This is a genomic window from Paenibacillus lentus (genome assembly GCF_003931855.1).
In the GTDB taxonomy this organism is placed as follows: domain Bacteria; phylum Bacillota; class Bacilli; order Paenibacillales; family Paenibacillaceae; genus Fontibacillus; species Fontibacillus lentus.
Map to the genome: position 1 here is coordinate 4,062,477 of NZ_CP034248.1, position 21,072 is coordinate 4,083,548.

General features: G+C 48.5%; 17 protein-coding genes. 4 read left to right on the forward strand and 13 right to left on the reverse strand.

Features of this window, described 5'->3' with window-relative positions; genetic code table 11:
* Position 1 precedes the first annotated feature (1 nt).
* Entirely contained in the window at positions 2–727 is a 726-nt protein-coding gene (istB, locus tag EIM92_RS18365) for an IS21-like element helper ATPase IstB (RefSeq protein ID WP_125081065.1), read from the forward strand.
* A 53-nt stretch (positions 728–780) separates the two neighbouring features.
* Here istB and EIM92_RS18370 read toward each other — a convergent pair whose 3' ends face one another.
* From EIM92_RS18370 to EIM92_RS18380, 4 genes are all read right to left on the reverse strand, one after another.
* Positions 781–1,215 (reverse strand): type 2 periplasmic-binding domain-containing protein, encoded by a 435-nt coding sequence (locus tag EIM92_RS18370; RefSeq protein ID WP_125084057.1) that lies wholly within the window; start codon positions 1,213–1,215, stop codon positions 781–783.
* Between the two features lie 31 nt (positions 1,216–1,246).
* Positions 1,247–1,399: a hypothetical protein gene (locus EIM92_RS23765; RefSeq protein ID WP_164515150.1), complete on the reverse strand. Its 153-nt coding sequence runs from the start codon at positions 1,397–1,399 to the stop codon at positions 1,247–1,249.
* Between the two features lie 154 nt (positions 1,400–1,553).
* Positions 1,554–2,294 carry a GTP pyrophosphokinase gene (locus EIM92_RS18375; protein WP_125084058.1) on the reverse strand — a complete coding sequence of 247 codons (741 nt, stop codon included), beginning with the start codon at positions 2,292–2,294 and terminating at the stop codon, positions 1,554–1,556.
* 102 nt (positions 2,295–2,396) lie between these two features.
* Positions 2,397–3,056 (reverse strand): phosphatase PAP2 family protein, encoded by a 660-nt coding sequence (locus EIM92_RS18380; RefSeq protein WP_125084059.1) that lies wholly within the window; start codon positions 3,054–3,056, stop codon positions 2,397–2,399.
* Between the two features lie 287 nt (positions 3,057–3,343).
* Here EIM92_RS18380 and EIM92_RS18385 point away from each other — a divergent pair, with 287 nt between their 5' ends.
* Positions 3,344–3,985, forward strand: coding sequence for a copper amine oxidase N-terminal domain-containing protein (locus EIM92_RS18385; RefSeq protein WP_125084060.1), 642 nt, complete (start codon positions 3,344–3,346; stop codon positions 3,983–3,985).
* 78 nt (positions 3,986–4,063) lie between these two features.
* On the opposite strand, the gene EIM92_RS18390 is transcribed toward EIM92_RS18385, so the two are convergent.
* The 4 genes from EIM92_RS18390 to EIM92_RS18405 all read right to left on the reverse strand — a co-directional run bounded on the left by EIM92_RS18390 (position 4,064) and on the right by EIM92_RS18405 (position 6,560).
* Positions 4,064–4,585: a tubby C-terminal domain-like protein gene (locus tag EIM92_RS18390; RefSeq protein ID WP_125084061.1), complete on the reverse strand. Its 522-nt coding sequence runs from the start codon at positions 4,583–4,585 to the stop codon at positions 4,064–4,066.
* Positions 4,586–4,723: 138 nt separating this feature from the next.
* Positions 4,724–4,933 carry a helix-hairpin-helix domain-containing protein gene (locus EIM92_RS18395; protein WP_246021040.1) on the reverse strand — a complete coding sequence of 70 codons (210 nt, stop codon included), beginning with the start codon at positions 4,931–4,933 and terminating at the stop codon, positions 4,724–4,726.
* 126 nt (positions 4,934–5,059) lie between these two features.
* Entirely contained in the window at positions 5,060–5,746 is a 687-nt protein-coding gene (locus tag EIM92_RS18400; protein WP_125084062.1) for a phosphoribosylaminoimidazolesuccinocarboxamide synthase, read from the reverse strand.
* Positions 5,747–5,819: 73 nt separating this feature from the next.
* Complete coding sequence (locus tag EIM92_RS18405) at positions 5,820–6,560, reverse strand: alpha/beta fold hydrolase (protein WP_125084063.1); 741 nt, start codon at positions 6,558–6,560, stop codon at positions 5,820–5,822.
* A 280-nt stretch (positions 6,561–6,840) separates the two neighbouring features.
* On the opposite strand from EIM92_RS18405, the gene EIM92_RS18410 reads away from it, so the two are divergent.
* Together EIM92_RS18410 and EIM92_RS18415 are read left to right on the forward strand one after the other, a co-directional pair.
* The gene (locus EIM92_RS18410) at positions 6,841–8,727 is read left to right on the forward strand and encodes a rhamnogalacturonan lyase (RefSeq protein ID WP_425464165.1); all 1,887 of its coding nucleotides are present in this window, start codon (positions 6,841–6,843) and stop codon (positions 8,725–8,727) included.
* 108 nt (positions 8,728–8,835) lie between these two features.
* Positions 8,836–10,233, forward strand: coding sequence for a M6 family metalloprotease domain-containing protein (locus tag EIM92_RS18415; protein WP_125084064.1), 1,398 nt, complete (start codon positions 8,836–8,838; stop codon positions 10,231–10,233).
* Positions 10,234–10,291: 58 nt separating this feature from the next.
* Here the strand turns inward: EIM92_RS18415 and EIM92_RS18420 are convergent, their stop codons facing one another.
* The 5 genes from EIM92_RS18420 to EIM92_RS18440 all read right to left on the reverse strand — a co-directional run bounded on the left by EIM92_RS18420 (position 10,292) and on the right by EIM92_RS18440 (position 21,071).
* The gene (locus EIM92_RS18420) at positions 10,292–11,041 is read right to left on the reverse strand and encodes a MerR family transcriptional regulator (RefSeq protein WP_125085268.1); all 750 of its coding nucleotides are present in this window, start codon (positions 11,039–11,041) and stop codon (positions 10,292–10,294) included.
* A gap of 145 nt (positions 11,042–11,186) precedes the next feature.
* Positions 11,187–12,062 carry an arylamine N-acetyltransferase family protein gene (locus EIM92_RS18425; protein ID WP_125084065.1) on the reverse strand — a complete coding sequence of 292 codons (876 nt, stop codon included), beginning with the start codon at positions 12,060–12,062 and terminating at the stop codon, positions 11,187–11,189.
* Positions 12,063–12,089: 27 nt separating this feature from the next.
* Positions 12,090–12,632 carry a hypothetical protein gene (locus tag EIM92_RS18430; RefSeq protein ID WP_164515151.1) on the reverse strand — a complete coding sequence of 181 codons (543 nt, stop codon included), beginning with the start codon at positions 12,630–12,632 and terminating at the stop codon, positions 12,090–12,092.
* A gap of 849 nt (positions 12,633–13,481) precedes the next feature.
* Positions 13,482–13,700 (reverse strand): MbtH family protein, encoded by a 219-nt coding sequence (locus EIM92_RS18435; RefSeq protein ID WP_125084067.1) that lies wholly within the window; start codon positions 13,698–13,700, stop codon positions 13,482–13,484.
* Between the two features lie 3 nt (positions 13,701–13,703).
* Positions 13,704–21,071 (reverse strand): amino acid adenylation domain-containing protein, encoded by a 7,368-nt coding sequence (locus tag EIM92_RS18440; RefSeq protein ID WP_125084068.1) that lies wholly within the window; start codon positions 21,069–21,071, stop codon positions 13,704–13,706.
* Position 21,072: the final 1 nt, after the last annotated feature.

Sequence of the window (21,072 nt, forward strand, 5' to 3'; positions counted from 1 at the left end):
CATGCCAACAGAATTAGCCAATTTATGTCGGCAGCTACGATTGGCCCATGTCATGGACTATGTATCGCTTCAACAAAATGAAGAGATTCGAAGCATTGTGGAACAGATTCTAAGTGCGGAACTGGACGGACGCCGCCGTGCCAAGCTGGGAAAGCTCGTCCAGCAGGCAGGATTTCCGCATATTAAGACCTTTGAGGGGTATGCCTATGACCATATCACTTTTCCGAACGGCAGCAGTCCAGAGAAAATTCAGGGATTGGAATGGTTAGAGCGCAAGGAGAATTTACTCTTAATGGGTGCCGTAGGCACAGGCAAGACGCATATGGCAACGGCATTGGGTGTGGAGGCTTGTCGCCGTGGCAATGCGGTGCAGTTCTACCGAGCCTCCGATTTAGTTGCCATGCTTCAGGAGAAATTTACGACGGGAACACTTAACCGATTTCGAGATAAGTTGAGAAAAGTTGACTTGCTCATTCTTGATGAGGTTGGTTACGTCCCATTCAACCAAACCGGTTCTGAACTATTATTTAACGTGATAGCGGATTGCTATGAACAAAAGAGTGTGATCGTTACATCTAACTTAGAGTTTGGTCAATGGACATCGATATTCGGCGATACCAAACTCACGTCAGCACTCGTCGATCGTCTGGTGCACCATGCTCATATTCTTTCCTTCACAGGTGAGAGCTTCCGCTTCAAGCAAGCAATGGAACGAATTCCTATGTAACTTTGATGCTGGCAAGTGGGTTTAGCACTTTTGGCTGCAAAACTAAGCATTTTCTACTTGCAAAACACACCATATAACTTTCCGTTCCCATATTCTTTTGTTAGTTCAATAACACTAGGTACAAATTGTTCTAAATTCAATTGATCTCTCTTGATAAGAGGCTCAATATCGATAAGCATTCCAGATTCTATGAAATTCTTTATTCGAAATGATGGGATAAAGATGATGTCAACGGGATTTTGTTTTACCCATGATAAAGAGTCATCTGACTGGATTAGTCCTTTCGTGGATACGATATTCAACCGCATATTAGGATACTCTACTTCAAGCAAATTCGAATATCTTTGCTTAAAATGTTGTTCGCTCGTATATGCAATATCAATTTCAAGCTTCGCATCCTTTGGAAATGGTTCCGTTGCTCTCATAGAGCAACTGGTTATAATCACGGCTATTAATACAACAATTGCCATTAGTGGAGCTGATTTCATCAAATAAAACCTCCGTGAATTTTTCCCACATTCATTTTATTTCGTTATTACCATTTACTTCCGTAAGTTGATCCAGCTTCTCAATGAGTAGCTTATCTCTCTCCTCCATTTTCCTTAGTCTGCCGTCAATACTGAGTATTCCAAAAAAAATCAACAATAGCATAATAACAGTTAAAATATCCATAAAAACTGCTCCTCCCCAATAATAACTCTCAAATTTCTTAAACCTGATTATTGCTGCGCGTCCTGATACTATAAAAACAACCCAGCTCTAAGATCACTCTTATCTTAGGCTGGGTCGTCGTTGGTTTATTAAATTTATCCTTACTTGCTCTTGCTTACTCCTGCTTGCCTAATACATCAATCAAGGCCCGCGGCAAGTTAAACTTCTGATTATTAATTATAATGCTAGTAAGATCTTCTGCCGAATTTTCGTCATGCAGATCCTTGATCGTCTGAACCTCATTCATTAAGCGCTCCATTTGATGATCCAATTCATCCGCGGTATCTGCCGCATCCTTAAGCTCCTGCAGCAATCGCTCGGGCACGGACTGATTGTATTTATAAAAGATTTTATGCTCCAAACTGGCCCAAAAATCCATAGCGATCGTGCGAATCTGCACTTCAACACACACATGCTCCACTCGATCAGACATAAATACAGGAACCTCAATGAGTAAATGCAGACTTTTGTAACCATTGGGCTTAGGATTCTTGATGTAATCCTTAACTTCAAGCACCTTTAAATCACTTTGCTGCTTCAGCATATCACTTACTCGATATATATCGGAGATAAAGGAGCAGGTAATGCGCATTCCTGCGATGTCCTTCACCGTTTCCCGGATGGATTCAAAGGAGAAATCTGCACCCTTACGATACAGCTTACCCATAATGCTCTCCGGCGATTTCAACCTCGTTTTCGTATGCTCGATCGGACTATAATCATGGAGGGATTCAAACTCTTCTTTTAAAATCTCAATTTTCGTTTCCATCTCATCTAAAGCAAATTTGTAGCTTAATAAAAATCGTGTAATTTCATTACGCATGATTTTTAGTTGTTCCAGTTGTCGTTCGCTCATTTAGCTTTCCCTTCCTGCTCATTCACTTTTCCTATTATTATAACGAATTCGGATTGACGATGCACGAAAGCTCAGGCAGCCTTGTCAGCTATTACAGAAACGCTATCTCGACACCGCAATAGAGCGCCCTTTATACCATTGGAAAATCCCAACCATCACGTTTAACCAAAGGCCGCTAGCCAATAAAGCTCCCACAATGTCGCTTGGATAATGAACACCGAGATAAATTCGGCTTATACAAATCATAAAAACCATTAAGCTGCTGAGAATGATAAGTAGAATGCGTCCCCATCTTGGTTTAATATGACGCCATAAGAGAAAAGCCAACGCCCCGTATAAAGCGAAGGCTGCCATGGCATGTCCGCTAGGGAAGCTGAAGCCTGTCTCCTCTACCAAACGATGAACAATTGGCCGCTGCCGCTGAAAACTAAGCTTCAATAGCAAATTCAGTAAAACAGCCCCGCCTAAAGAAACGAAGAAAAATAACAGTTCCATCCGATGCTGCAGGACAAAGAACAAGGTGCCCATGGCCAATAATGCGATGAGAATCGTAAATTTCGTTGAACCGAGCATAGAGAAGAACAGCATAACACTGGTCAAAGGCTCTGTCTCAAGGCTCTGCACCCAAGCAGCGGCATTGAGATCATAGGAATTTAACGGATACTTTACGGCTATAACAGCCACAGTACTAAAACCTATTAAGGCTAATATGCCAAAAATAAAGTTTGGAATCAAAGGTCCTTGTTTCTGCGATTGTCTCATTCCATCTCCTCGCTTCCTTTTACAAATAAATTTCCCAAACAGTCCACCAGAACCGAATGGGTTATTAGCTTTCCCACCTATTCTTTCACTTCAAAAATGGAGTCATCGATGGTCGGCAAACTCTCTCTCACCGATACAGCCCCAAATACCGAGCTCATTGCGGTTTGTCTAGCGAATTCGATCAAGTCAAGCATCCCTGTTGTATTCTAGATCTTATCACTTGGACGAGATATACCGATATAATTAGTTATATATGTAAATATGATAACTCATAAGGAGACTGTACGATGAAAAAGATTCTAGTTCTTCTTGTCAGTCTGACTTTACTGCTCTCCGCCCAGACGGCGGCTCTGGCTCATCCGGGTAGAACCGATGCCAGGGGCGGACATAACTGCTCCGAGAAATCGAAGCAAAAAGGGCTCTGCAGCGGCTATCACTACCATAACTCCGGCACGACCCAGTCAAGTTCAAAATCAAAATCCACGACAACAAAATCAAGTACTTCCACCAAGAGTAGCTCATCGACCAAAACCAATACAAACCATAAGAAAACCGCACCTAAAAAAGCTTATATCACGGTGGACATTACATTGATTATCAATGGCCATGTCGTACCTTTGGATCAAAAAGCAGTTGTCGTCAACGGCACGATACTCATTCCATTAAAAAACATGTTCGATGCCCTTGGTGCAACGATCGAGTGGGATCAGGCCACAAAGAAAATCACCGCCTCCAAGGACGACACAACCGTTGAACTGACCGTAGACAGCACAGCAGCGCGGAAGCAAGGCAAGCAGCTTACATTACAGGCCAGACCCATTGTAATCAATGGCTATACGATGGTGCCTGCCCGCTTTGCTGCTGAATCGTTCGATGCCGCCGTCGATTGGGATTCGCAATCGAGTACCATTACGACTACAACTCCGTAATGCATTCGAACCGGTTGCCGAACGGAGCTCTGAACAATCGAATTTTCATACCCTGGAATCGGAGGATTCCGGGGTTTTTCACACCGTTCTTAATAAACGATCAATACATGCCACAAGCAGTGGATTTAACTCTTCTTCGTACAATGTGATTTTTCTAATGTAAAGTTCGCTCAGCGATTTACTGGTTATTTCAGCGCATAACTTGTGCTGAGTTTTGTTCATAATGCGGGTTCTCTTGTCCAGCAAATCTTTGGCAACCTCGAACGATTGGCCGTTAAAAGTAAAAACAAAACGGGGATTCGTTCTTACGACACTCTTATCCTCTAGCATAAATTGCTGTTCTTCCCCGGCAACGGTACACGTCACCAGCCACTTGTTCCTTCCAAACCATACCCACATATCAGACAACTGAATAGTACATCGCTCGGCTTCTGCCCAAAAACTTATTTCCCAGCTATCTATAATCCAACTCATAGTTTTGCTAAGGCGACTTTTAAATGTTCTTGTCATATAGCCGCTATCATCGCCATTCTCGCTTGTCAATTTTACGGGAGCACCCGACATTTTCATTACCGGAAGCTTATAATAATATAATTTCATTTCACGTCTCCATATAAAAATAACCCAGCCCAAGATCATCATTCTCTTTGGCCAGGTCTCTGTGCTGTACAACTTCTTTCATGATTATACATCAAGACTACTTCATGCCGAAAGGGTTATACCGTGCGCTGTCTACTTCTAGCTTTCGCTAAACGCCAACCCCTTCTCTTCCAATACATTTTGAAGTTTCTTTATCGCATTCGGGCCTATCCCGTGCAGCTGCAGCAATTCCTTCTTACTATAGGCTGCAATCTGATCCAAGTTAGTAATACCTGCATTAGCGAGTGCTCGAAGAGCTGGCTTGGCCAGACCTGCTGGAAATCCATTTTCTAATTCTGAATTCATCATCTATCTGCCTCTTTTCGGATGAACTACGGACTTTGGATTGCTCGGATGGCCGTCCTACAATAATAGAACAAAGACCCGGCCTAACAAGCCGGATCCTTGCGTTATCATATTCTTTATTTTGGCTAATTAACCTTCGACGATTAATTTTTCCAACTGCAGCGGCTCTACATATTGCCCATTCTTATAGGCTCGCATATTTCCGCCGGAAATTTCATCGATCAGGACGATTTGTGCGCCGTCATCGACTCGGCCAAATTCAAACTTGATGTCATACAGCTCAATATCTTTCTTCGCGAGCTCAGATTTAACCACGTCACCAATCGTTTGAGTCAGCTCTTTTAACACCTTATACTCCGCGGAGGATAGTAATCCCAGCATATCAAGCGCATCCTCAGAAATCGGCGGATCTTGGCGCTCATCGTCTTTAATCGTAACCTCTACGAAAGCGTCCAACGCTTGCCCTTCCTCGGCATACATGCCATAACGGCGCAAGAAGCTTCCTACCGCTCGGTAGCGACAGATGACCTCAAGTCCTTTACCGAATACGGTAGCAGGCTTTACAGTCATCGTGGCATTGTCAATATCAGCATCTATATAGTGTGTAGGAATTCCTTTTTCCTTCAGTATTTCAAAGAAATATTTCGTCAATCGGAGTCCTGCTTTTCCCGCGCCTTCCAACGTGAGTCCAACTGTATTTGCACCCGGGTCGAATACCCCGTTCTCGCCTGTCACATCATCCTTAAATTTCAGCAAATAGTTCCCGTCTTCTAAAGCATATACATCTTTTGTTTTACCTGTGTAGACCAATTTCATTCCTGTTGATCCTTTCTCGATAAAATATTTTATTTACAATATAGCATGCCTGTGAGTGGCAGTACCAACTTTTTTAGTCCAAGAACGATTCAACGATTCTATGGAATAACTCTGGCTGAGCCAGTGACACGCCATGACCAACATGAGGTATGATTAGGCTGCGGCAATTGGAGTTGCTGTTCTCAATATCTGCTGCAGATTTCCTCATCATACTGCGTTCATTCTCTCCCACGGTAACGAGGATCTTCGTCTCTACTTTATGAAAGTTCCCCGGAATTTGAAAGGTCATATTCTCCTGCAAAATATCGACGAGGGTATCAGCCTTCATTTGGCAAGTCTCCTCATAATACGTCTCAAATATGTCCGCTCCAATGTATAACTGCCTGGCCTGGAGCTTTGAAAAGCTGCGAAGCTTGGTCAGCCCATGCGTCAGCCTGATCAAAGGCCGAATTACATGGCTTGCTAACGGTACAGGTCTTACCAGAGCACTATTAATCATTGCATATTCTATACGATAGGGTGCCATACCCAAAATTTGGAGAGCGATTTGGGCTCCAAGCGAAAAACCGATCAAAATCACCGGCTTGTTCTTTGCCTTAAATTCAATCAAATTGATCAGAAGTCCAGCACTGCCAGCGATAGAAAAAGCCATGCCAGAGCTCCGTCCATGCCCCGGTAAATCAGGCACCAAGCAATGGTAGTGCTGAAAATACTCCGTTTGCTTATCCCACATCCAGCCGCTCACCCCGCCGCCATGCAAAAAAACGAGAAGGGGCGCGCTCATATCTCCCGACTCTCTGAAATATAGTTCCATTCCCCGGCACCTCTTAACTACGATGGTTAACACTTTATTTAACTAAAGATAACATTGATATTTCTATATGTCTATGAATCTGCAATTTACGATAAATGACTACACTTATTTATGAATTAATTTAAGGTTTTTCATAAATGCTATTCATTCTGCATTATTTTTTATTAATTTAGTCTAAAACTATTGTAAAAAATGTAATTTATGTTTAATATTTCTTTATGTAAGCCCTTTCTTTTCTGAGCAATAAAAAACATTTTAATCATATTAAGGAGGTTGGCACATGAACTATTCTACGAGAGTGAACGGAAGAAAATCAATGGTTTGCTTTTTGACCCTACTATTAGTACTGCCTTTGTTCGTCTTCGGAGGAAGCTCTGCCTCTCATGCAGCATCTGCCAGGCAAATGGAGTCGCTGAAACGCGGCGTGGTCGCAGTAAAAGTAAGTAATGGGGTTTTCGTAAGCTGGCGATTGTTCGGTACTGAGCCGGATAACATCGCCTTCAATCTCTATCGGGGAAGCACTAAGGTCAATGCTAGTCCCATCACAAACAGCACCAATTATGTTGATCCGCAAGGGACAAGCAGTTCCACCTACACCGTAAGAGCAGTTTTGAACGGGCAAGAGCAAGCAGCTTCGGAGAAGGCAAACGTCTGGGGACAAAATTATTTAACTGTCCCGATTCAACAGCCTCCTGGCGGAACCACACCGGATGGGGTTGCCTATACGTATAGCGCAAATGATGCAAGTGTAGGCGATCTGGACGGGGACGGAACTTATGAAATCGTGCTCAAATGGGATCCTTCCAATTCCAAGGACAACTCCCAAGCCGGATACACGGGCCCAGTCATTATGGATGCCTATCGCCTCGACGGTACTCGCCTATGGCGGATCAACCTTGGCAAGAACATTCGCGCTGGCGCGCACTATACACAATTTCTCGTCTATGACTTCGACGGAGACGGAAAAGCGGAAGTCGTGTTCAAGACGGCTGACGGAACGGTGGACGGTGTTGGCAAAACGATCGGCAATGCAAGTGCGGATTACCGCAACTCCAGCGGGTACGTATTGTCTGGACCCGAATATTTGACGGTTTTTAAAGGAAGCAACGGCGAAGCTTTAACGACTGTCAACTATGAGCCGCCTAGAGGTAAAGTTGCCGACTGGGGAGATAGCTACGGCAACCGGGTAGATCGTTTTCTCGCCGGAGTCGCTTATCTAGACGGCCACCGTCCAAGCATCGTGATGGCTCGCGGATACTACACACGAACCGTGCTCGTTGCTTACAATTGGCGGGACGGAAAGCTCACCAAGCTCTGGACTTTTGATTCCAACACGTCTGGGAACAGTGCTTATGCTGGCCAAGGCAATCACAGCCTTAGCGTCGCCGATGTCGATAATGATGGCAAAGACGAGATCATTTATGGCTCTGCGGTCATCAATGATAACGGCAAGGGGATCTATACGACAGGGCTTGGACATGGTGACGCGCTTCATGTGAGCGACCTGGATCCCGACCGTGCCGGGCTTGAAGTATTCGGAGTTCACGAATCGACCAGCGCGGCATACGGGGCAGAAATCCATAATGCGGCTACAGGTCAAATCTACTGGGGCATTCGTACCGGAGCGGATACCGGACGTGGTCTCGCGGCTGACATTGATCCGCGGACGAAGGGGGCGGAGCTGTGGGCTTCTGGCATCGGCCTCTACTCCGTAAAAGGTGTAAAAATCAGCGATGCGACGCCGAACTCCACCAACTTCGCCATTTGGTGGGATGGTGATTTATTACGAGAACTGCTGGATCATACCGGCGGAACGGGTAAAATCGATAAATGGAACTACAGTCAAAGCACCACACAGCGATTGCTGACCGCCACCGGAACGGCGTCTAATAATTCCACTAAAGGCAACCCGAGCCTTCAGGCCGACATCTTCGGCGACTGGCGGGAGGAAGCCATCTGGAGAACCGCCGATAATACTGCGCTGCGTATCTACACGACAACTGATGTGACTTCCCACCGCATTTACACTTTAATGCATGATCCCGTTTACCGCCTGAGTGTGGCCTGGCAGAACGTTGCCTACAACCAGCCTCCGCATACGGGATTCTACCTCGGAGATGGAATGAACACACCGCCAAAGCCAAATATTTATCTGACAGGTAATTAATATCCAGAAGTAATGCCGTCATTGTTTAAGAGAGAACTGAACTGAATCCTCTCTTTTGCATAGTCATATGTTGATTACCAATACTAAACCATAGAAAGGAGAATCGTTATGAAACAATTACGCCAAGTCCCACCCTCGCCGGAGGTCACTGCTTATTTGGTTAACGAGTATCATAGAAACTGGAAATCTGCCGGTTTTACCTATAATCAGTTTCTGATCGCCAGAGGTTACCAGAACCCTGCCCATAACCATCCGGGAATGGATGACCACGTAACAGGTATGGCTCCTGCAGGGGCCGAGCTGATTCATACGCCGCGTAAACCGGTTACCGGCGAGCTGAACGTCAAGGTGCTTCTCATCGATTTTTCCGATATGCAGGGCACGCTGTCCAAAGAGCATTATGAAGACTTGCTCTTCTCCCGCAATACCCACACAACCGGCAGTATGGCAGATTATTATGACGAAGTTAGCCGTGGGCTGGTGCAAATCCATGGTGAAGTGCATGGCTGGCTCAGAATGCCACAGACATACAGCTATTATACGAACGGCAACTCAGGTCTTACCGATAAGTTCAATCGGGAATCCTATCCGCGGGATGCCAGAAAACTCGCTGAGGATGCCGTCGATGCTGCACTGGCCCACGGTGTTTCTTTCTCATCCAATCTGGATGCCCTAGACAATGGTACGATTACAGCGTTATTCATCGTCCATGCCGGACGCGGAGCTGAAAAAATCCTCCCTCCGCTGAGTGGAAATCACATTTGGTCCCATAAATGGCAAATGGTCAAGCCTAAAGTAGTTGCCCCGGGGCTTACCGCCGTTACTTACTTAATGGTGCCTCAAGAAGCCCTGCTCGGGGTGTGCGCGCATGAGCTTGGGCATCTAGCTTTCCAATGGGATGATTTCTATGATCCGAACTATGATTCAGACGGTGATCATTGGGACGGTAACGGGATGTGGGATGTGATGGCCAGCGGGTCCTACGCCGGCAGGGAGATGCGTCCGGTTCATCCCGCAGGGCTCCATAAACTGCAGCATGGATGGATTGAAGGCGAGAAGATTCATCAGAGCCGGAGCGGGCTGACACTGCTCCCGGTAACATCGGCCGAAGGGAAAGTGGTCAAAATTAAAGGGCCGGGCTATGCCAGCAGCCAATATCTTCTACTGGAGAACAGAGTCCGGGAGAAATTCGACGGTGAATTGCCAGGTGAAGGTCTGTTAGTATGGCGAATCGATGAGGATCGTGATCAAACGAGAAGCGCTGCAGCCGGCATGTATTTGATCCAGGCGGACGGGAATGAGGACTTGAATGATCCGAGCGACCGCAATAGCGGCGATCGGGGAGATCCTTTCCCGGGAAGCAGCAACAACACCGAGCTTCTGGATCATGGAAGACTGTCGACATCATTTCCAGGGCAGCCATCGGGTATTTCGCTGAAGAACATTGCCTTTGACCCGATAACGAAGGAAATAAAGCTTGATATTGAAATTGAAGAGAGAACATGACGACGGAAAAACAAGATCCGGCTCTTAGCGGTTTATTGCTAAGGCCGGATCTCTTATTTTATGTCATATCCGCATAAGACTCGGCCGCTGCCGCAAGATAATACGCCAGCCCTGTCTGCTGCCCCTCCAGCATCTGTAGATGGAACGAGTCGCTGAGGAAAAAACGCGTCTGCCCCACAAAATCCTGAGCCGAAACTGCGTGGCCGTGACGGTTCATAAATTCCAAATGGTTGCAGATCAACTGACCTGTTTCCAGACTGTTATGCATCACGCCCATTTGTAAGTTTCGGGCCATTTCATCCATAAAAGCCTTAGCTTCCCGAGCCTGCTCATTCATGTCCTGAACCTCGATCTGTGCCAACTCCAGTTGATCAAATTCATATCTCTCCTGCAAATGTGCATTATGCTCTTTCAAGGCTTCCCGCCATTCTTCCTCCCGAGCAAAGCCCATAAACAATTCTGAATTATCCATAGATTCTCCTTTCTCCATACAATGGATGGAATGCCTCAATGTTGCGATGACTGTCTGCAGCCTGTTCTGCCTAGTCAGAAGCAGTTCCTCCTGCTGCTTAAGAACGGATAAACGCTCGGGCTCTCGTTCGAGTAGCTGCTTGATCTGTGCCAATGGAAACTCCAGTTCGCGGTAAAACAAAATTTGCTGCAAACGTTCCAGCTCTTCTTGACCATACAAGCGGTATCCTGCTCCACTTATTTTACGGGGCAAGAGCAGGCCAATTTTGTGATAATGATGCAGCGTCTTGACCGTTACGCCGGATAGCGAAGACACCTCTTTTACCGTGTAGAGCATTTGGTATCCTCCTTTCAATTCCACTTTACTGCCTCCCCTAGCAGGAGGGTCAAGGCCTTAAATTGTCATCGAAAGATGAATTGGTGTTCAGGGCTAGCGGGATATGTTTTATGGTGGGGGTTGGTAAAAACAGCAAAATAGCAGCCTACTGAGTCCTTTTCCCTTCCTCATGGGCTTTTAATGCCTTCGCCCATAGCTCGTCTTTCTCAAGCTGGCTAAAGTGGTTCAGCGGTTCTTTAAATACCTCGCTTAGCAGATCAAACCATTCAGAGCGATTGGTAATTTCATTTTTGACCAGACCATGCTCATCGCGTCTGCTGTACACGCATCCTCTGAGTTCATTGCTCCCTGATTCATGCCTATTGCGTACCAACAGCATATTGATCCAAGTCGATTCCGGAGACATACTTAAATGCGCATGCTTAGGGATGAATTCATCCATATTCCGCACTGGTATAGAGTCGATATCCACTCCAATAAAAGCTCCTTGGGGGTCATGCTCCAATCGCCACCCTGAGGGATTGACAGAGGACTGAGCGAGCTTATAGGTATGAAAACCCTGTTTATGCACGCCAAACCTAAGCGGTATAGGCTCATACAGCATATCGCCTAATCCAACGTCAACCAACCATATTTGCATTTCCTCGTGCCCATATTCACTTTGCTCTCTAGCCCGAATGCATACGGAGAGAGACAAGTGATAGGAGTCAATTCTCGGGTCTTGGCCACGAGACTGCACTCCAGCCCGATGCCAAGACACCTCATATCCCAGTGCACGCAGCAGGAGACTGAATGCCCCATTCAGATGGAAGCAGTATCCTCCTCCGTCATAGACAATATGATGAATCAACTCTTCAGAGTCAATCGGAACTGGCTTCCCTGCAAATATATCAATCGTGTGCCAGGCGACTCTCTCTACATGTGCTCGGTGCAAAGCAAATAAAAACTCTTGCGTTGGCGGCTGCCGCTCAAGGCTTAATCGCCGCAAATAATCCTCGGTTTGTTTTAAAGTTAACCTCATCTCACTCCACAGCTCCTTTTGGCAGGCCTATTCTTCGGCTCTGATCTTAATCTCTTTATCCAGTTCAAGATTGATGGTTTCTGTGTGTTGCCGCCCTTCGTTATCTTGCCATATGATCTCTAGCAAAGAACTCTCATAGTTCGCCCTGCCCTTCTCTAATTCACCATGGGAATATTCCCCTGTTAATGATCCAGTGTCCTTGATATTATTTAATATTGACAATGGCCCGTTGTAGGAACGAAATTCATTAGCGTAAACGACTTCCTTCTCTCCTCGGTCATTATTTTCATAAAACTTATATTCGAAAAAAGTACTCTGACTAAGCTCCGCAGGGTCTCCTTTATAACTTAAAGAGGCATGGCCCCTTAAAATTTTATCCGGCGTAATTATGATTTTATAATCGTGTACATCCCAATTTTCGCCTGTTCCATGAAGGGAATAAAAACTTACATCTGAATTGAGGGCAACTTCGACATCCTTATCCCAATACAAATAGAGCCAAAGAACATTAGTAATAACAATAATACTAGATAAGAGTAAAACAGTTTTCTTCATGATCCTTTTATTCAAAATGATTCTACTTCTCAAAAAGTACCTTCACACGTATAGTCAGTACTGAATCGAGGTCAACGCCTTCCAGCAAGCAATTCAGCATTCCAATCCTTCGAACATTCGAGCATGCTTTCGAGGTCGAATGAACTGAAGTCATACCCGGTTTTTGGGTAGATACAATAATTAACGACAAGCTCAAAGTGAGGTAATCCCTGAAATACATATGAGGTAATGGAATTCATGTATCTAAATACGCTTTAAACGAGTGGTCGGGGGATTAGATGGATTTTATGCACATAAAATTAAGAACTCAGGCCATGATAGGTATTTCCCCTTCTTTTTACGACATGAAATCCATTTAAATCTACTTTCCCTTCTTTTATGCGAAACTAACTACTATAAATCCATTAATATAAGTTGAGGCATTGATATCGATGTGAGCAATATTACTTAAAATATCCCCCCGATCGTTATTGTTCCAAATTCCTTCAAAGATGTAGGCGCTTAATAGGAGAAATCTGGTCATAACGGCGACCACAAACGCAATTCCAAACTCAATTTACCAGCTCAAGCTCAGGCTCAGGCTCCCGAGGCAGCTCTCTTTTCATAAAGCTATCCGTTTCTGCGGAAGTATTTTTCTCTTGTTCATCCCATTCTTTAGTTCATCTTATATAGCGCTGGCTCCTCATCCAAATATAACACCGATCCCCGAGCCATTTCCAGAAATTCCAATAATAAAGCCTCCAAGCATCACATGAGGTGATCCTGGAGGCTTTATGTGAATGATGCGCCGTCCTGCAGTTGCTTCGCGCTTTGAAAGGCGGCTGTTTCGTCCTGCTCTATGCTAGACGTGCAGTATCGTTGGCGTTAAATCGCATCTACTGGTGCTGCATATTGTAAAGAAAGGGGGCGCATATCTTTCCAATTCGATTCAATATATTCAAGACATGCCTCTCTCGTGTTCTCGTTCAGAGCAACCTTCCAGCCTGCAGGCACCTGAATGAATGCGGGCCAAATGGAATACTGCCCTTCCCTGTTCACAAGTACAAGATAAACGCCATCTGCTTGTTCAAATGGATTTGCCATGGCTTATTCCTCCTCGTTTCTGTATACTTCCAATCTTTGCGCAGCTTGCAATTTGGCCAACAAAACTTCGCCGATCTCCGCTAGAGGCCCCGGTTGACAAAGATCCTTGTGCCGGCAAGCTATATCATGCCTCTCTATCTCTCCACCGATATAAGGAGCCCACATCTCCGGTTCGATCGGATCGAACCATTCCGGAATAATCGTCGAATGGAAGAAGAGAAGATCTCCCTCGAATTTTTCCGGGACAAAGGCACTCAACAGACGCACCGAATTTTCATACGTATTTTTCAAATTTAAAATGATTTCCTCATCCAAACTGGCAAGAGCACTGCCGTCACTGCGTAAAATCTCAATCGCCCGGGCGATATCCAACGGGCCGTCTTTTATCGAGTCGGGATCATAACCACCTAGGGCTAGCAGGGCAATTAAGGCTTCATCCTCGCTGGCTTCACCGCGTAGCGGTAAATAATGGCTTGGAAAAGCATCCAGCATCGCTAAAAATGCCACTTCCTCTCCCTCGCGCTGCAGTTGCACCGCCATGGCCTGGGCAACGTTTCCTCCAAACGACCAGCCCAGCAGCCTGTACGGTCCCTTCGGTTGAACGGTGCGAATCTGCGCAATATAATCATCCGTCATTTCCTGCAATGTTCTAGGATACTGCTCGGCTTCGGCAATGCCTCGAGCCTGAAGGCCGTAAATTGGGTAATCCATACCCAAATGCTTCATGAGGCCTGCATAACACCAGCTCAGCCCTCCTGCGGGATGCACACAAAATAGCGGGATTTCCTGGCCTTCCGTACGGAGCGGGAGCAATACCTGGAGTGCACTTTGGCTTTGTTCCGAGTACAGCTTCTCTGCAAGCCCAGCTACGGTCGGTGCCTCGAAGAGCAGGCCGATGCCTAGCTCCCTGCCCATCGTTTCGCGAATTCGGCTCATTAGACGCACCGCTAGTAGTGAATGACCGCCAAGCTCAAAAAATCCGTCATCGATGCTGACTCGCGGCAAGCCAAGCACTTCAGCAAACAAATCGCATAGCACTTCCTCCTGCGGGGTTCGCGGACCTCTGCCATTCGGCATTAGGTTGAATTCAGGCGCAGGCAAAGCCTTGCGATCCAGCTTCCCATTCGGGGTAAGCGGCAGCGCATTCAGTTGAATCATCGCCGCTGGCACCATATACTCCGGCAGGAGGGAAGCCGCATGACGGCGCAGCTCAGCTGGTATAATCTCCGCTTCCGTGCCAGGCACGATATAGGCGGCCAGACGTTTGTCCCCCGGCTGATCCTCCCGGGCGATGACCGCCACCTGCTCTACGCCAGGATAGCTGGCCAGCACCGCTTCAATCTCTCCCAATTCGATACGGAAGCCCCGAATTTTAACTTGTTGATCGCTACGGCCCAAATAGTCAAGCGTGCCAATTGCCGACCGCTTGGCCAGATCCCCGGTCCGATACATTCGCGTGCCCGGCGGTCCATAAGGATCGGCGACGAAGCGCTCGGAGGTTAAATCTGGCCGGCCCCAATAACCTTGCGCCAATCCCTCGCCCGCTACGTACATCTCTCCGATAACGCCCGGAGGGACGGGCTGCAAAGATGAATCCAGCACGTAGACCCGAAGATCAGGTATCGGGCGGCCGATCAGGCTGCTTCCTGCTTGTAGGGCACTGCTCTTGTCCAGCTCAAGATAGCTAACATGCACGGTAGTCTCGGTAATTCCGTACATATTGATGAGCTTTGGCGCATCATCAGGATGACGCTCATACCAATCCTTCAGGCGGCCAAGCTCCAGGGCTTCGCCACCGAAAATCACATAACGTAGGGCGAGTGATCGCCCTAACTCAGCATTGTCCCGATCCGCCTGCATAAAGGCGTAAAATGCCGACGGCGTCTGATTGAGCACGGTAACCTGCTCCTCTACCAGCAGCTGCAGAAATTGTGCTGGCGATCTGCTGATGTCATGCGGCACGACCACGAGACAGCCACCATGCAGCAACGCGCCCCAGACTTCCCATACAGAGAAATCAAAGGCATAAGAATGGAACAGCGTCCAGACGTCATCAGCCCCGAAGCGGAACCACGAGTCCGTGGCCGTGAACAGACGAATGACATTGCTATGCGGAATGACCACTCCCTTTGGTTTGCCTGTCGAACCCGAGGTATAGATCATATAGGCCGGACTGAGCGGACTGACGACGCCTTTGCGTTCATGGTCGCTCGGATTCAGCGTAGAGAAATGGCTTAACCGCTCCTTTGTTTCTGATTCATCGAGAACAATCTTCTGAATTCGAAGCATGCCGGACATCTGAGCAGCTGCCTGCATATTCGTAATCATATATACCGGCTTCGCATCCTCAACCATCCATTCCAATCTTTCCACAGGATAATCAGGATCGAGTGGAAGATAGGCCGCACCGGTCTTCAACACGGCCAGCAAACCGACGACCAGCTCCAAGGAGCGCGGCAGTGCCAGTGCTACCATTTGGCCGGCGCCGACACCTCCCGCAATCAGTAAATGCGCAAGCCGATTAGCCTCAATGTTCAACTGTTCATAGCTTAATGCACGACCTTCGCAGACAACGGCTACTGCCTCAGCATGCCTGGATGCTTGCGATTCAAACAACGTAAACAAGCTGGTCGAGGGCTGGGGCTCTTTGCGTATTAGCTCCTGCGTTAGTTCGTGTGTTTGTTCATGTGTTTGTTCATGTGTTTGTTCATGTGTTTGTCCATGTGTTTGTTCATGTGTTTGTTCGTAAGTTTGTTCGTGAGTTATTTCGCAAGTTGTTCCGTGAGTCGATTTACGGGTTGCTCCATACGACCATGCCGCTTCCATCAAGAAGGCTTGGCGCTCCGCCGGGGTAAGAATATCTACTCGGCCAATTGGCTGCTCAGGCTCATGAACCAATGCTTCGAGCACCTGTATAAACCGGTAGACAAACGCTTCTGCCGTTTGCTGTTCATATAAATCCTTGCTGTATTCCAACAACCCGCTTAGCCCGTCAGGAGTTCCATCCGTGCTGCGCCGTTCGTTGAGCTCTACGGTAAGATCGAATTTTGCCGTGCTGGAGTTCACCAAGTGCAAAGAGGTGGTCGCATCCGGAAGCTCCAGCGGTGCTTCCGGCGTATTTTGCAGGACGAGCATAATTTGGAACAATGGATGCCTTGCTCTTGAGCGTACCGGATTCAACACCTCGACCAGCCGTTCAAACGGAAGATCCTGATGCTCGTAAGCGGCAAGGTCCGCTTCCCGGACTCTGGCAATCAGTTCGTAAAAGGTCGGGTTGCCCGACGTATCGGCTCGCAACACGAGCGTATTGATGAACATACCCACAAGCCCACCGAGCGCGTCATCATTGCGCCCAGCAATCGGGCTTCCGATCGGGATATCGTCGCCTGCGCCGAGGCGGGAAAGCAATGCAGCCAGTGCGGCGTGCAGCACCATAAACAGGCTCGCCTTATTGTCTCTCGCCGCCTTCAACAGCCGGGCATGCAATTCCTTGTCGATCTCAAATGGAATTACGCCACCGCTGTAGCTAGAGTATGCCGGTCTGACATGGTCGGCAGGCAGTTCCAATTGATCCGGCAACCGATGTAGCGCTTCCTTCCAGTACTTTAGCTGACGCGCATAGAGACTGTCCGGATCGCTTTCCACCCCGAGCAAATGCTCCTGCCACAGCACATAATCGGCATACTGCACAGGCAGCGGCGACCAGGCCGGACGCTCCCCACGGCACCGCGCGGCATAAGCAGCGGACAAATCGCGGCCCAAGGGAACCAGCGACCATCCATCGCCTGCGATATGATGAAGCAGCAGAAGCAGTACATACTTCTCCGGGCCGAGAATGAACAGATGCGCGCGGAAGGATGGCTCCGAGGATAATTCGAAGCTGTAGCTAACGCTTTCTGCCAGCCTATCCTGCAGCTCAGCCTCGGTGATCCTTGATACAACTAATCGAGGCCTAGCTTGTGCAGCCTCCAAAATCCGTTGCTGCGGCACCCCCATCACATCAGGAAAAATAGTCCGCAAAGACTCGTGCCGCTCCACCACATCGCCAAGCGCTTGTTCCAAGGCTTCTACCTGCAACAGGCCGTTAATTCGAGCCGTCCATGGAATATTATAGGTCGGATTCGGCCCTTCCATCCGATACAAAAACCATAAGCGCTGTTGGGCAAATGATAGTGGAATCCGCTTCGGGCGCGCAACTGAGCGAATCGGAGGCCTAGCATGCTGCGCATGATCCAAATGCTTGATTAAATTGGCCACCGTCGGATTTCCGAATAATTCGCGAATGCCTATTTCCGCACCGAAGACATCCCGAATCCGGGCGGTCAGCCTGCCCGCAAGCAGCGAGTGGCCCCCCATTTCAAAAAAGTCATCATCGATGCCGACGCGAGCCTGCCCCAGCACCTCCGCGAACAATTGGCACAGCAGCTCCTCCTGCGGCGTCCGTGGATCGCGCCCAGCAGTATGAAGCAGATCGGCTGGAGCTGGCAGCGCCTTGTGATCAATTTTTCGATTCGGCGTCAGCGGCATTTCGGAGAGCTCTACGAAAGCCGAAGGAATCATATATTCGGGCAAATGCTCAACGGCATATCGGCGCAGCTCCGACGAGTCAACAGCGCCTGGTGATGCAAGTACCATATAAGCGGTCAAGCGCTTCTCACCAGGCTGATCCTCCCGAGCCATCACCGTGACTTGCTCGATGGCAGGATGCCGGGATAACACGGACGTGATTTCGCCGAGCTCAATGCGGACGCCACGAATCTTAATCTGTTGGTCGGCACGCCCGATATAATCCAGGGAGCCATCGGCGAGCCAGCGCACAAGATCGCCCGTTCGGTACATTCGCGAGCCAGCTTCTCCGTATGGATTAGCGACGAAGCGTTCGGCCGTCATGGCCGGCCGCCCTAAGTACCCGCGGGCCAAACCCGCCCCAGCAATATAGAGCTCACCTGCCACGCCAGGCGGAACGGGCTGCAGCACCTCATCCAGCACATACAGCTGCGTGTTTTGCACCGGCCCACCGATCGTTGGCTTCGCTATTCCTTTATCCAGCCGGCCGGCTGTCGAATAGATCGTCGTTTCCGTCGGTCCGTACTGGTTGTTCACCTGACAGCCAAGCCCCTGCAGTCCTAACTTCAACCCTACTGAAAGCGGCTCGCCTCCCGAAATAATGGATAAACCTTCAAATGGTTCCGGCTGACTGGCTACGAGCTCCTGGAACAAGGTCGGCGTGGCCTGCAGTAGGGTAATCTGCTGCTCCCTGATCCGTTTGACGAGTGCAGAAGAATTCAGGACCGTCTCCTTCAAGGCGATGTCCATGCAAGCGCCCGTGGTCAGCGGCAAATAGACCTCCAGAACGGAAATATCAAAAGCGATCGTCGTTACGGACAGCATCCGATCCTGTTCGCTTAACGGGAATCTTCCATGCATATCCACGATCAAGTTAACAAGGCTGCCGTAGGTGACCATAACCCCCTTCGGCCGGCCCGTCGAACCAGAGGTATAAAGGACATAGGCGGGATGCAGTGGCGATAACTGTCCTCTACGCACCTTAGGATCTTTGCATTCAGCTTTACTCAGATTGTGGGTAGGGTACTTCTCCAGCTTAGCTCGAGTTGCAGGTGCATCGAGAACTAGTCCTAGCAGCTCGCAGGAGTCTGGTAAACATTCGACGCTCGCTTGATCGGTCAGGACATAGGTCGGTCGGGCATCGCCAAGCATATACGCGATTCGTTCCGCAGGATAATCCGGGTCCAGCGGCAAGTAAGCGGCTCCTGCCTTATGCACCGCTAGAATGGCTGAGACCATCCAGACCGAGCGGGAAAGGGTCAGAGCCACGATATCCTCAGGGCCCACTCCCTGTTCAATCAAAAAACGAGCGAGCTGATTCGCATGAGCGTTTAGTTCAGCATAATTGAGGGAGTCTTCCTCACATACGACCGCCACAGCCTTAGGAACTGCTGCAGCTTGCTGCTCAAACAGCTCTGCCGGACTTGTATAGACTACTTCTTTTGCCGTTTGGTTCCAGCCCTCCAGCACCTGCTGGCGTTCTTCGGCTGGCAGCCAATCCATTCCCATAATGGGTCGCTCCAGGTCAGCAGGCGAAAATTGCTCCAAAACCTGAAGAAAACGCCGTTGATGTCCTTCCAGTGCGTCAGAAGTATATATACCGGGGTTCCCATCCATATCGATTCGCAAGCCTCCGCCGGCAGTTTGATGGCGGACGTGAATGAGCATATCATCCACCGGTCCTGCCGACAGATTGTGAACCGTGCCGCGAGCCCCGTTAAAACTTAAATCATCGTCAAAAGGCATAATATTCAAAATCGGGCCGAACAGCCGATGCTGCTCGCCCAGCAGTTTGAGCTCGCGCCGCAAATCCTGGTGCCGATACTTTTGATGCCGCCTAGCGGATCTCAGTTCCTTCGACACCTGTGACACAACTTCCAATGGACTCATATTTTTATGCACCGACAAGCGGAGCGGCACCAAATTCATGACCATCCCCGGCACACGCAGGGAAGCAGAACCTAGACGGCACATCATTGGCAGACCGAGTATGACATCCCTAGCGCCGGTAACCCGGTGCATATATACGGCCGTCGCCGCAACCACCATCTCTGCCCAGCTCGCCCCGGCGGACTGCGCCGCCGCATGCAGTTGAGTCATGCTGTTTGGGGTAAACCACGAGGATTGGCGCAGAAAAGTGCTAGCCGTACGTTGTACCTTATCGCTCAAACCTACAACATCAGGATGATCGTCAAAACGCCCCAGCCAGAACTTTCGGTCCTGCTCCTCCTGCCGGGAGCCGCTATACTCCGCGGCTTCCTGCAGTACGGCTTGCCATGAGTCAAAACTCCGCCCCAACGGCTCATCCCGAGCAATTGCTGTATAAATTTGGGCGACTCTTTTGGCAATAAGCGAGAATCCAAACCCATCAATCGCAATATGGTGGATCTTTTGATACCAGATGAAACGGTTCGGCTCGATCTGCAACAACGCCTGCTGGAACAGAGGCCCTTGCCGCAAATCAATCGGAACGGTCATATCCTGCTTCATCCATGCTTGCGCGGAAGCGAGGGGATCTTCCTCCTCGCTGATATCCACGAAGTGAAGACTCCAACCAATCTCAGCTGCGTCTACCAAACTCTGCCATGGGCCGTCCTGATCTTCACCGAAGCGCAGATGCAAAGCCTCCGCCTCCATTACGGCCAGTCTCAAGGCCTGCTCGAAAATCTCGCGCTGTACCGGGCCGTCGATTTCAATATACTCACCCGTATTATAAATAGGATTATCCGGGTCAAGCTGCTGGGCGAACCATATTCCTGATTGCGCCCCTGTCAAAGGAAATCGAACCTCCGTATGAACAGGCATG